At 43.4% G+C, this 13,052-nt stretch carries 12 protein-coding genes; 2 read left to right on the top strand and 10 right to left on the bottom strand.

Features of this window, described 5'->3' with window-relative positions; genetic code table 11:
• Window positions 1-19: 19 nt before the first annotated feature.
• The 5 genes from clpC to EIZ39_RS09720 form a co-directional block, all read right to left on the bottom strand.
• The gene (gene clpC, locus EIZ39_RS09740) at window positions 20-2,464 is read right to left on the bottom strand and encodes an ATP-dependent protease ATP-binding subunit ClpC (protein ID WP_129199753.1); all 2,445 of its coding nucleotides are present in this window, start codon (window positions 2,462-2,464) and stop codon (window positions 20-22) included.
• 40 nt (window positions 2,465-2,504) lie between these two features.
• Window positions 2,505-3,575, bottom strand: coding sequence for a protein-arginine kinase McsB (gene mcsB, locus EIZ39_RS09735; protein WP_129199752.1), 1,071 nt, complete (start codon window positions 3,573-3,575; stop codon window positions 2,505-2,507).
• 18 nt (window positions 3,576-3,593) lie between these two features.
• Entirely contained in the window at window positions 3,594-4,112 is a 519-nt protein-coding gene (gene mcsA, locus EIZ39_RS09730; RefSeq protein WP_129199751.1) for a protein-arginine kinase activator protein McsA, read from the bottom strand.
• Window positions 4,109-4,588 carry a CtsR family transcriptional regulator gene (locus tag EIZ39_RS09725; protein WP_129199750.1) on the bottom strand — a complete coding sequence of 160 codons (480 nt, stop codon included), beginning with the start codon at window positions 4,586-4,588 and terminating at the stop codon, window positions 4,109-4,111. The genes mcsA and EIZ39_RS09725 overlap by 4 nt, the downstream gene beginning before the upstream one ends.
• A gap of 103 nt (window positions 4,589-4,691) precedes the next feature.
• Window positions 4,692-5,378 (bottom strand): HAD family hydrolase, encoded by a 687-nt coding sequence (locus EIZ39_RS09720; protein ID WP_240675753.1) that lies wholly within the window; start codon window positions 5,376-5,378, stop codon window positions 4,692-4,694.
• Window positions 5,379-5,486: 108 nt separating this feature from the next.
• Here EIZ39_RS09720 and EIZ39_RS09715 point away from each other — a divergent pair, with 108 nt between their 5' ends.
• On the top strand, window positions 5,487-7,121 hold the full coding sequence (locus EIZ39_RS09715; protein WP_129199749.1) for an ATP-binding protein: 1,635 nt from the start codon (window positions 5,487-5,489) through the stop codon (window positions 7,119-7,121).
• Window positions 7,105-7,815, top strand: a complete 711-nt coding sequence (locus tag EIZ39_RS09710) for a response regulator (protein ID WP_129199748.1) — start codon at window positions 7,105-7,107, stop codon at window positions 7,813-7,815. Before EIZ39_RS09715 ends, EIZ39_RS09710 begins: the two co-directional genes overlap by 17 nt.
• A 122-nt stretch (window positions 7,816-7,937) precedes the next feature.
• Here the strand turns inward: EIZ39_RS09710 and EIZ39_RS09705 are convergent, their stop codons facing one another.
• From EIZ39_RS09705 to EIZ39_RS09685, 5 genes are all read right to left on the bottom strand, one after another.
• Window positions 7,938-9,209, bottom strand: coding sequence for a TRAP transporter large permease (locus EIZ39_RS09705; protein ID WP_129199747.1), 1,272 nt, complete (start codon window positions 9,207-9,209; stop codon window positions 7,938-7,940).
• Window positions 9,190-9,687 carry a TRAP transporter small permease gene (locus tag EIZ39_RS09700; RefSeq protein ID WP_129199746.1) on the bottom strand — a complete coding sequence of 166 codons (498 nt, stop codon included), beginning with the start codon at window positions 9,685-9,687 and terminating at the stop codon, window positions 9,190-9,192. The genes EIZ39_RS09705 and EIZ39_RS09700 overlap by 20 nt, the downstream gene beginning before the upstream one ends.
• A gap of 80 nt (window positions 9,688-9,767) precedes the next feature.
• Window positions 9,768-10,826 carry a DctP family TRAP transporter solute-binding subunit gene (locus EIZ39_RS09695; protein ID WP_129199745.1) on the bottom strand — a complete coding sequence of 353 codons (1,059 nt, stop codon included), beginning with the start codon at window positions 10,824-10,826 and terminating at the stop codon, window positions 9,768-9,770.
• 28 nt (window positions 10,827-10,854) lie between these two features.
• A complete protein-coding gene (locus tag EIZ39_RS09690) occupies window positions 10,855-11,910 on the bottom strand; it encodes a DctP family TRAP transporter solute-binding subunit (RefSeq protein ID WP_129199744.1) in 1,056 nt (351 codons plus the stop codon).
• A 214-nt stretch (window positions 11,911-12,124) separates the two neighbouring features.
• On the bottom strand, window positions 12,125-12,943 hold the full coding sequence (locus tag EIZ39_RS09685; protein WP_164984991.1) for a transporter substrate-binding domain-containing protein: 819 nt from the start codon (window positions 12,941-12,943) through the stop codon (window positions 12,125-12,127).
• Between the last annotated feature and the right edge of the window lie 109 nt (window positions 12,944-13,052).

Genomic DNA, 13,052 nt, shown 5'->3' with positions numbered 1-13,052 from the left:
CTCTTGTTCAACAGATCTATTAACTTACTACGCTTTGTTCGTCACGGTCAACCGTCAGTTTACCATCCTTTAAATCAATAATGACGGTATCTCCCTTCTGAATATTTCCAAGTAATAATTCCTCAGATAAGCGATCTTCGATATGGCGTTGAATCGCTCTGCGCAGTGGTCTTGCCCCAAACACCGGATCAAAGCCTTCCTTGGCTAAATAAGCCTTCGCTTCATCGGTTAAGATAAAGTCGATATTTTGCTCCATGAGACGCTTACGAAGATGCCCCGCCATAAGCGTAGCAATCTCCGAAATATGCACCTGCTCCAGAGAATGGAAGACAATCAGTTCGTCAATACGGTTTAAGAATTCCGGACGGAATGTACGCTTCAATTCATCCATTACACGATCTTTCATATCGGTGTATTCACGATCATTGTTTGCAGGCGTGAATCCAAGACTCTTACCCTTCTTAATTGTTTCTGCACCGACGTTAGATGTCATAATGATGACGGTATTGCGGAAGTCAACCGTTCTTCCTTTAGAGTCCGTTAATCTTCCGTCTTCTAAGACTTGAAGGAGAATATTGAATACATCCGGGTGTGCTTTCTCAATCTCATCAAGTAAGACGACAGAATAAGGCTTGCGTCTTACTTTTTCTGTCAGCTGGCCACCCTCTTCAAAACCTACATATCCCGGAGGGGCACCAACTAATCGAGAAGTTGAATGCTTCTCCATGTACTCAGACATATCAATACGAATAATCGCATCTTCATCACCGAACATGACTTCAGCTAGAGCACGAGCTAATTCGGTTTTACCTACACCTGTAGGACCAAGGAAAATAAAGGAGCCGATAGGACGCTTAGGATCCTTCAGACCAGCGCGCGCACGACGGATAGCACGGGAGATCGACTTAACAGCATCCTCCTGCCCAATAACACGCTGATGAAGAATCTTTTCCATATTAAGCAATCTCTCTGTTTCCTCTTCCTTCAGTTTGATAACCGGGATTCCCGTCCATCCCGCTACGACTTGCGCAATATCTTCAGGAGTTACTTCATAATCCGATTGGCCTTGCTTTTCTTGCCACTGAGCCTTCGTTTGATCGAGTTCCTCGCGGATTTTTTGTTCCTTATCTCGAAGCGATGCGGCTTTTTCGAATTCTTGGCTTTGCACCGCAGAATCTTTTTCTTTTCTTACCTCTTCTAGTCGTTGCTCTAACTCCTTGAGGTTTGGTGGAACCGTAAAGGATTGAAGGCGAACTTTAGAAGCAGCTTCATCGATCAAGTCTATCGCCTTATCCGGAAGGAAACGGTCAGAGATATAGCGGTCGGAGAGCTTTACGGCTGCTTCGATCGATTCATCTGTAATCTTTACACGATGGTGCGCTTCATAGCGATCGCGAAGTCCCTTTAAGATTTGAATGGCTTCATCTGCACTTGGTTCATTGACTTGAATCGGCTGGAAGCGACGTTCAAGTGCTGCATCTTTTTCAATATACTTTCTATATTCATCTAACGTAGTAGCTCCGATGCACTGCAGTTCACCACGCGCGAGAGATGGCTTCAGAATGTTGGAAGCATCAATGGCTCCTTCTGCTCCTCCAGCTCCGATCAAGGTATGAAGCTCATCAATGAATAGAATGATGTTACCAGCTTGACGGATCTCATCCATGATCTTCTTCAAGCGATCTTCAAATTCCCCACGGTACTTCGTCCCTGCAACTACGGTACCCATATCAAGAGTCATTACACGCTTATTGCGTAGCGTTTCTGGGATTTCATTTTGAACAATCTTCTGAGCTAAACCTTCAGCAATTGCGGTTTTCCCAACGCCTGGTTCACCGATGAGAACGGGATTATTCTTTGTACGGCGACTTAAGACTTGAATTACACGTTCGATTTCCTTTTCTCTTCCGATAACAGGATCCAAACCACCATCTCTTGCTTGAACCGTTAAATCACGAGCTAAACTGTCCAAAGTCGGAGTATTGATGGCTGCATTCCCTGTGCCTTGATTGCTTGAAGACAGGGCCTCATTGCTTCCTAGCAACTGAAGCACTTGTTGTCTTGCTTTATTTAAACTTACACCTAAATTATTTAGCACGCGAGCAGCCACGCCTTCTCCTTCGCGAATTAAACCAAGTAGAATGTGCTCCGTACCTACGTAAGTATGGCCAAGCTTCCTGGCTTCGTCCATGGATAGCTCAATCACTTTCTTGGCCCGAGGGGTATAATTGATGTTGCTCGGATGTTCTCCACCGCGGCCGATGAGTGTCTCGACTTCCCCTTGGATCTTATCAAGACCTAATCCTAAAGCTTGCAGTGCCTTTGCTGCAATTCCCTCTCCCTCACGAATCAAGCCAAGTAGAATATGTTCTGTCCCAATATTTTTATGACCTAAACGAACTGCTTCCTCCTGGGCTAAAGCCAGGACCTTTTGTGCCCTCTCCGTAAATCGACCGAACATCATAGTATATACCCTCCATTCTCCTCTAAGTGTACTTTATTCCTTACTGGTCCACGACGGATAACAATCTCTCTCGAATGAGCTTCGCTCTTCTCACATCCCGTTGTTCAGGTGTAAGATCCTTCCCGGAATACAACTGCAAAAAACCTGGCTGAATTAATACCATTAATTCATTAATGACCTTAGGCGAGATCCCTTGAATCAAACCTGTATCAATCGCAAGGCGCAAATCAGAGAGCCGAGTTGCCGCTTCCTTCGATTCGATGACTCTGGCATTGGACAAGATTCCATAGGATCGACATAATTTGTCTTCCACTTCAATCTTGTTATGTTCGAGCAAGGTTTTCCGCGCTGCTCGCTCATGGTCAATAATCTGATTAGCTACATTATACAGATTATCAATGATTTCTTCCTCAGAATGACCTAAGGTAATTTGATTCGAGATTTGAAATAGGTTGCCTGCCGCTTCGCTGCCTTCTCCATAAATCCCCCTAACGACCAATCCGATCTGTCCAATAGCAGCTAGAATTCGGTTAATCTGTTGCGTCAGAACCAAGGCTGGCAGATGCATCATAACGGAGGCCCGAATGCCTGTTCCTACGTTCGTCGGACAACTTGTGAGATAACCTCTTCGCTCATCAAAAGCAAAGTCTAAATACGACTCAAATACATCATCAATCTGGTTAGAGATGTTCCAGGCTTCCTTTAACTGAAAACCAGGAAAGAGGCATTGAATACGAAGATGATCTTCTTCATTTACCATAATGCTAACCGCTTCATTTTCACTAAGGATGACGGCGCCATGGCGAGATTCATTGGCAAGATGCGGACTTATTAAGTGCTTTTCGACCAAGACTCTCTTTTCTAGACCAGAGATGTCGTTTAAATATAACGTCTCAAACTGATCTAGATTCTGAAATTCTTCTGTATTCATGACTTGTGAAACTTGCCCGATAATTTCTTTGGCTTGACTTTCTGTAGCAAGCATAGGAAAGGGATGAAGGCGCAAGTTTCTTGCTAGGCGAACCCGACTGCTAATGACGATATCGGAGTCGGGACCCTCTCCACTCATCCACTCGCTGACTGCTTTTTCAAGGAAACGCTGCAAAGACATCGATGCTTCCCCCTTACCTTAGGAATTAGCAAGCTGCTTTTCCAATTTTTTAATTTGATCCCGAATGGCTGCCGCTTGTTCAAATTCCTCAGCTGCAACCTTTTCTTGAAGTAAAACCTTTAACTCATTAATTTCCTTATTGATCCTGATTTTTCCTCCTGAGCGACGAGGAACTTTTCCGCTATGTTCCATACTGCCATGAATTCGTCGAAAAACAGGATCAAGCTTAGCTCCGAAACTAGAATAGCAGTCAACACAACCAAATCGCCCACTCTTGCTGAACTGGGAATAAGTTAATCCACACGTTTCACAACGTAAAGGCTTCTCTGTGCTTAATCCCCCAACCGATTTCCCTTGCTCGAAGTTAATTAACCCGGACAAAAGGTGATGGATCGAAAAATTCCCTGGAGAGCCTGGGAACATCTCTCCTTTCTCTGCTGCACAAACTTCGCATAAGTGGAACTCCGTCTTCTCACCATTCAATATCTTAGTAAAATGAAGTGTAGCTGGACGTTGCTCGCAGTCCTGACATATCATGATGACTCCCCTCCATTATGCATAAAGATCTGAGTAATCATGGCCCGTATGATTGCCGCTCTCAGCTGATCTCTGATCTGAAGGTCAAAGGTTAACACATCACGGGAGATCGCAGCTTTCATTATCTGGCCCTCTCTTGGAGTTATAAATCCCTCTTCTTCCAGCCGAATCAAGATGTTTTCCGCAGTGGATTGGCTCATGCTGTTCCCAACCATATCCATCAACAGCTCATAGAGATTTCTACTGCCTGTTATCTCTACCTTTCGGATACGGATATATCCTCCGCCCCCTCTTTTACTTTCAACAATATACCCCTTCTCCATGGAAAAGCGGGTACTAATCACATAGTTGATCTGAGAGGGGACACATTGGAATTGGTCTGCCAATTCACTCCGTTGGATTTCAACAATACCGCTCCGACTTTGCTGCAAGATGGATTTGAGGTGTTGTTCTATGATGTCAGAGATATTACGCACAGATCCACCCCCCTCAAACGCACATCATTCTTTTGACTTTGACTTTCTTTGACTATAATTATATTATCAATTCTCCATTTTCGCAACCATTCTCCTTACTATTCTAGCCCATTTTGCTCCTTGCTAATCGTTCTTCCACAATAGGTAGAACATCTGCAAAATCCTTAATGATTTTGTCCGCTTCCTTAAGCTCTCCATCAGCCGAAAAGCCAAAAGCACATCCAATCGTATACAGCTTATTTGCTTTACCCGCTTGGATGTCAGACTTTCGATCCCCCACCATGACGGCATCCTCAATGTTATGGTCCTTCAGCAATTTCGCTACAAGATCATCTTTGCTTTCCGTTTGGAATCTTCCCGCACTGTATAAGTCCTGAAACAACTCCGTCATTTCAAAGCACTCGCAAACCGCTCTTATGTATTCATCTAATCCATTACTTGCTACAAACAAGGGGATATTCTTTTCTTTCAGCTTTTCTAAGGTTTCCTTTACTCCTGAGTAGAGATGGGTTTTGCCTTCTTTTAATATCTCCAATTCGTACTTCAGCATCATTCGATCTGCTTTTTTCTTTATCTCTTCAGACTGACCTGGCAAAAGTTTATTCCAAATTTCTTCTAAGGTCATGCCAAATACATCAGTAATTTCTTGATCCGTTGGAATTTTGTCACGAAAGGAGCCTTCTTCGGTCAGCTTTTCAAATGTTTTTTTAAAGGCAGGAACAGCTACCTCTTCCGTTTTCAACAGGGTTCCATCCATATCAAAAATCGCTGCAAAAGAGATTTTACTCAACTTTATTTCCTCCTTCGATTTGATTTGTTCTTATATGGCTTATCCTAAAAACAACCTCAATATGCTATACTGTTAACAATTAGCATAACTCAATTAGCAGGAGAAAAGATGAGAGCAAAAACGAACACAACTTTCAGTCTCCGCTTTAAGATCGGTGTCCTGGTCTTCTGCTTGGTGCTGTTATCAACAGGTATAAGTGGAACGATGTTAATTGAAAAGGTGTATACCGCCATTGAGAAGGAATTAGGACAACGCGCGCTATCCATCGCCCGAACCGTTTCTCAAGTAGATGAAGTAACTAACTATATCGGCACCCCAGTGGGCCCCCAAATCATCCAGCCGATTGCAGACAAAATTCGCTTAGCCACGAATGTAGAATACATTGTGGTCATGGATATGGATCGAGTCAGATATTCCCATCCTATCCCGGAGATGATTGGAACCGTTTTTGAAGGCGGCGATGAAGGGCCTGCGTTTGCCGAACATGCTTATATTTCCCGAGCCGTAGGTGTCAACGGCCCTTCTATCCGAGCCTTCGTTCCGCTCATGCGAGGGTCTAAACAAGTAGGTGTCGTTGTCGTTGGTATGGTGACACCCACCTATCTGAAGCTTCTCGAGGAATACCGGAACGATCTTTATTTTTCCCTCTTTGTTGCGCTTTTTATCGGTTTTATTGGGGCGTTTCTCCTAGCTTATAATATCAAGAAGCAAATGTTCAACATGGAGCCAAACGAAATAGCGAGGCTGTTAGAGGAACGAATTGCTGTCTTTCAATCGATTGGAGATGGCATTATTGCGATTGATACGAATCACCGGATTACGATTGCCAACCCTAAAGCTTGCGAAATCTTAGGCCTCGATTATCCCGTAGTCGGGAAAAAGATTCATGACGTTGTCCCTGAGACTCAGCTTGCGGATGTGGTGAAGACTGGGATTCCACAATATAATCAAGACCGAATGCTAGGACAAACTCGAATTATGATCAGCGTCCTTCCCATTCGGATAAAAGGGAAAATCGTTGGAGCGGTGGCCACCTTTCAAGATAAAACAACTGTCTTTAATCTAGCGGAAGAACTCACGGGGGTTAAACAGTTCATTGAAGCCCTTCGTGTTCAGAATCATGAGTATATGAATAAGCTGCACACGATTGCAGGGTTAATTCAACTGGGCAAGACCGAACAGGCTCTAACCTATATCTTCGATACAACAGAGCAACAAGAAGAACTAGCCGCCTTCCTAACGAATCAGATAGCTGATTACAGCATCTCCGGTTTATTGCTTGGTAAGGTAAGTCGCGCTAGAGAACTAGGAATTGATCTTCATATTGATCGCAATAGCAGCCTTACCGCCATCCCTAAACCATGGGATTCAAGTGTGATGGTTGCCGTTATCGGGAATTTGTTGCAGAACGCGATGGAAGCGCTTCAGGGACAAGAGCTTGGCAAGCGGAAGATCTACTGTTATATCCGCAATGATTATGAAGTCCTGAACATTATAGTGGAAGATAATGGACCGGGGATTCCAGATGAGATACGAGAATTGATCTATATCCAGGGATTCTCGACAAAAGCCAATAAAGATAAGAACCGGGGGATTGGACTAGCTCTTATTCATCAATACGTGATTAATGCCGAAGGGACCCTGGACTTAATGTCCGACCCGTCGTTCGGAACTCGTTTTGAGATTGCCGTTCCCATGAACCCTGATCGGGAGGAGGAAATGGACCATGGAAGAGAAAATTAGAACGATGATTGTAGAAGATGATCCGATGGTAATGGAAGTGAATAAAGGGTTCGTAGAAGCTACAGGAGGCTTTGACATCGTTGGCCTGGCCCGTTCTGGTACGGAGGCGCTGGAATTGATGACTGTGGTCCAACCTCAACTAGTCATCCTCGATATCTTCCTTCCAGACATGGATGGACTACAGACCTTAGCTGAGATTCGAAAGAGAAATGACCCTATTGACGTCATTCTCGTGACCGCAGCGAGGGATTCGGAAACGGTACAGAAGGTTTTTCGTTACGGTGCGATTGACTATATTATGAAGCCTTTTAAATTCGAGCGTTTTAAGAATGCTCTAGAATCCTACCGCACCCTGCGTAAAACCTTAACCAAGGATTTATTGGATCAGGAGGAGATCGATCGTCACCTGTCCGCTATGAAACTAGTAGCTCAAGAAAGAGACTCAAGCAACCAAGTAGTGGGAGATGCTGATGCCCTCCCAAAAGGCTTGAACGAAATCACTCTTAAACAAATACTGCTCTTTTTACTTAAGCAATCTCATCCTCTGTCTGCAGAAGAAGTGGCGGAAGGTGTAGGACTAGCCCGTGTGACTGCAAGAAGATATCTAGATTTTCTAGCGAAGGCAGGAAAGGTCAAACTCGAGATTCAGTACGGCTCAGTAGGAAGGCCGATTAATCGATATCATGTGAAATGAAAAAAGGGAAGAATTTCCCCTATTTGGCTAAAAAGAACCGGTAAGAGCCCTTTTTAGTGATATAGAGGGAAAAACTTCCCTTATTCTTTCGTTTTTTAGTTTCTCTCTTTTGATTCTCTACCCTACTGCATCATCTGCGGCAACCACAGGGAAATCTGCGGGAAGAGGACGAGGAGAGCGAGTACGATGATGAACAACACGATAAACGGTATTACTCCTTTTACGACGGCCCCAAGCTTCTCCTTCGCAATCCCTGCCACAACGAACAAGTTCAGCCCAACTGGTGGCGTGATCATCGCCAATTCCATGTTCACCGTCATAACAATAGCAAAGTGTATAGGATCAATGCCTAGATGCTTGATGATCGGCAGGATGATAGGCAATGTAATCAAGATAATGGATACGGCTTCTAAGAAAGTACCCATGATGAAGAACAAGATGTTAATAATGATGAAGAAAGTCCACTTATTCATATTGCTCTCGGCGATCCATGCTCCCACGTGATGTGGAACTTGAGCATTGGTCAGATATAGCCCGAACAAGCTGGCAGCCGCAATAATCAAAAAGATCATCGAAGTGATGTTAATGGACTCAACAAGAATCGGACGAAGGTCCTTTAAGCCCATTTCACGATAGATAATAGTGGAAACGATAATTGCATAAGCTACTGCAATAACAGCAGATTCTGTAGGTGTTGCTACCCCTGTGTAGATACTCCCCAAGATAAGGATTGGCAGAAATGCTCCCCATAGTGCCTTCACAGAAGCTTTCACACGCTCTTCATTCGTTGCCTTCTCGGCCTTACCATAGCCATTTTTCTTTGCATAGAAGATAGCAGAGACGATTAATATGCTACCTAGTAATACCCCTGGGATAATACCAGCCATAAATAGCTTACCAATAGATTCTTCTGCCGTAATTCCATAGATGATAAGAGGAATGCTTGGAGGAATCAGGATTCCTAGTGTTCCCGCTGCCGCAACCAACCCCATGGAATACTTCTTATCATACCCTGCACTCACCATGGCCGGGATCATGATTGAACCAATCGCTGCTGCGGTAGCAGGACTGGACCCTGAAATCGCCGCGAAGATCATACAAGCCAATATGGTTACAACCGATAGTCCCCCTGGAAGATGTCCAACCCAAGTCCGTAAGGCTTCAATGAGGTACTTCGAAATTCCTCCTCGAGCAAGGAGAACCCCTGCCAAAACAAAGCCAGGAATAGCCATGAGTGGAAATGAGTCAAGAGCGGAAAACATCCTTTGTGGTACCATGTTCATATTGAAGTTTTCTTGCATGAGGACTGCTATCGTCGCTAGCGCCAAGCTGATTGCAATTGGCACGCGCAATAGCATCATGACAATAAAAATACTAAACAAGATGAGGGTCATGTTTATCCTCCTTTCCCTGTAATACACCTACAAGTCTATCAATAAAGCGAAGTAAAAATAGGAAGCCTGAGATTGGCAAGATGAGATAAACAATCCACATAGGAATTCCTACGTCCATGGAAACCATGCCCGAACCAAATCGCTTAGCTACTAATAAACATCCGTAGTACGTATAAAAAAGGCAGAAAACAATTCCCATAGCATTAGCGAAGATATCTGTAATCTTTTTCATCGGTTTAGAAAACTTCTCGTAAAGCATGTCAACTTGAATGTGATGATTATTCCTTAATGCAATTGGCACTCCTAATAAGGCTCCCCATACTATCGTGTAGTTGGCAATTTCCTCCACCCATGCCTTCGGCTCGTTAAAAGCATAACGCATAAGTACACCGTAGAAGATGAGGGCAATTCCTATAGAAAAAAACGTTCCCGCAGTAATGTCTTCAAATAGATCCCAAGCTTTTCTCCAACGCGGCATTCTTGTATTCCCCTCTCTCTTTTTTTCTAATTAAGAACAGGCACTAAGCAAAGTTAGTGCCCGGCTCTCCTTATTTCGTCTTATTTAAGATTTTTAATTCCGTCGATTAACTCAGGAGTGATCGTAGCTGAGAACTCTTCATAAACCTTAGCGAAAGATTTTTCTAGCTCAGCACGCTGTTCATCTGTCAACTCGGTTACTTCAAGCTTTCCGGATGCTTTTAGCTCTTCGTATGCCTTTTGGTTTTGGCCTTCCGCTAGCTCTAACTCATAAGTGGTAGCTTCCTGTAGTGCTTCTTCTACCTTCGCACGTACGTCAGCAGGCATTCCTTCCCAGAATGGCTTGTTTACGAAGATCGCATAATCAAGACGTCCATGATTGGATACAGTCAAGTACTTTTGTACTTCTTGGTACTTTTGAGTACTCATGTTGTCAAAAGTATTTTCTTGTCCATCAACCGTTCCTTGTTGAAGGGCTGCATAGGTTTCACCGAATGGAATCGTTGCAGAACCTGCTCCAACTGCTTTAAACTGAGCTTCTAGCACCTTACCTGCTTGAGATCGGAACTTTAATCCGTTGAAATCAGCAGGCGTTACAAGAGCCTTCTTGTTGTTTGTGAAGTTCTTGAATCCGTTTTCCCAGAACACTAATCCTAAGATATCATTAGAAACTAGCGCATCACCCTCAAGCAAGCTCTTTGCTACATCACTTTCGAAAAACTTCACTGCATGGTCACGATCCTTAAACAAGAAAGGCATATCAACATATTGCCAGCGCGGGTCTAGCTTTACCATCTTCGTTACAGATGGAGCGATCATTTGTACGTTTCCAGCTACTAGAGCGTCCAATTCATCTTTATCACCATAAAGCTGAGAAGAAGGGTATACTTCAACTTTTACTTGTCCACCTGTCTTTTCTGCTACTAGATCAGCAAACTTTTGTGCCGCTTTACCCTTAACACTTTCAGGAGCCGTTACGTGAGAAAACTTAATAACAATTTCCTCTTTTGAAGCCTCAGCTGCAGGCTTTTGCTCTCCGCTTGGTTGTTCTGCTGTTGGTTGCGATTGTCCGCCGCCTCCACAACCTACAAGAGAAACTGCTAATGCACTAGCTAAAAAGGCAGATGCTAACTTTTTCATTTGATAAATCCCCCATTTTCTTGTATTTTTATTTATCTTTAGAGGCAAAGTCCTCTTCAAAGATCTCTTTAATATAAACCTTGATGAGATCATCATGAATCTGTGAGACGAACCATTCATAGGTAGGATAGAAGGCAGATCTCCACTGTTTCTTCTCCTCTTCCGTCAATTCATAAAGCTCAAGGTTCTTTCTCTCTTTCAAATAGGCATACTCTGTTTTATCTATTTCTAATGCTAGATTTCTCTCCCACTCCGTTACATCTGCTAGCACTTCCTCTAGAATCACTCTGGATTCCTGTGGAATGCTTTCCCAGAACTCTTTTTGTGTTAATACAAAGTATCCTAAATAGCCATGATCACTTTTCGTCATATATTTCTGAGTAACATATAGCTTCTTGCTGTAAATATTGGATACCGTATTTTCTTCACCGTCAACCTGACCCCGTTCTAGTGCTTGATACAACTCATTGAACGGAAGAACCAGACTGGTCGCCCCGACAGAGTCAAACTGTCTGGCTAACACTCGACTTGGCATAATACGAAAGCTTAAATCTTTAAAATCATCGGGATGATGAATTGGATGCTTGTTGTTCGTAATCTGCTTGAATCCATTATCCCAAACAGCCAACATCTTGTATCCTTGCTTCTCCAGCAGGATATTGATTTCATCTCCCACCGGTCCATCTGCCAATTTCCAAACATCATCTTGATCATGAAATAGATAAGGAAGATCAAATAATAGCGCTTCCGGAACAACCGATGATACCTTAGAAATGGCCGGAGCAATTATCTGTATGTCCCCCCTTTTCAACGCACTCAACTCTTCTTTATCTGAGTACAACGTTGAGTTAGGAAAAACCTGAACCTCGATCTTGCCTCCGCTCTTGGCTTCGACTAGCTCCTTAAACCGTTTTGCCGCTAGGCCTTTTGGCGTTTCCTCTCCCGTTACATGGGAAAAGCGGATAATAAGCTTGTCATTCGGCCCTACCTGATCATAATCGATGGCTCTCGGAGAACAGCCTAATAGGAACATCAGCACCGATATCGAAATTACAAACCAGCCATAGGCTTGTCCTTGAATCATCTGTAACTTACCTCCAGCTGAAATGTGCAGGTTTTGATAAAACCGTTTTCATTTCTGACTTTATTTTATTTTCCCATCTTACTTTAAACAATCTTATGGCCATATTGTTTTTTTTGATCTTTTTGGTCTCCACAATAGTTTTCCAAGGAAAATGTAAAACCACTTCATCCTAAACATGATAAAGTGGCCATTAAAGTAACTTATGTTATTTATGTTACCTAGAAATATCTACTCCAAACCATTTCATACTGATCTGTTCATAGGTACCATCTTTGATCATTTCATCTAAGGCTGATTCGATAAGGTCTAGTAAGTCTGCACGGTCCTTCGCAACAGCGATTCCTATTTCATCTTTGTACAGAAACTCTCCTACAGGCTTCAATGGGGCCTTATTCTCCTTCATTGTGATGATGCCCATCATCCGATCCATGATAATCGCATCGGTTTTACCATCCACTAGTTCCTGTAACATCGTCTTATAATCCGCATGATTGGCGATCTTTTTGCTGTAGTTCTTGGCTAGTGTATGATAGGCGGTTCCGTCCACTGCGCCTATCTTTTTATCTGTTAGATCTTCCAGTGTAGTTATTTTGTCATTATCGTTTTTAATAAATACCTGAGCACCAGAAACATAGTACGGCTTCGTGAAAGAGAACCTCTCTGCGCGCTTCGTCGTAATGGATAAACTACTAATGACTGCATCATACTGTTGTTGCTGCAGTCCTTCTAGCAGACTCGCCTGAGGCTCTTTAACCACTATAGGATTCATATCCAGTCTGCGGGCAAGCTCCTCTCCCAACTCCACATCAAAACCTGTCAGGCTGCCATCCTGCTGCTCAAAGTTGAATGGCTTAAACTGCCCAGATACAGCAAACGTAAAATTCTCTTTTTCTTGGATTGCTGGCTGTTCCGCCGAAGGCAATTCCGTTGGCGACTCTATAGGTGGCGTCGTACTGGCATCCTTTGCATTACATCCTGTCCCTAGAATAATCGTCATCAAAGCCAAGCAGAGAGGTTTCAACCAGGTTTTCATCGCTATAGTACCCCCATTAAAAGTTCGCTCTCTCTTCATATGTAGTGACAAGCTGGGGGTTTTAGAACTGTTGTGAAACTATTTGTAATGATTACCGGTTCGTGACCAT

The organism is Ammoniphilus sp. CFH 90114 (assembly GCF_004123195.1).
Classification (GTDB): Bacteria; Bacillota; Bacilli; order Aneurinibacillales; family RAOX-1; genus YIM-78166.
Note: the sequence above shows the minus strand (reverse complement) of the source record. Positions and strands in the feature narration are given on the sequence as shown.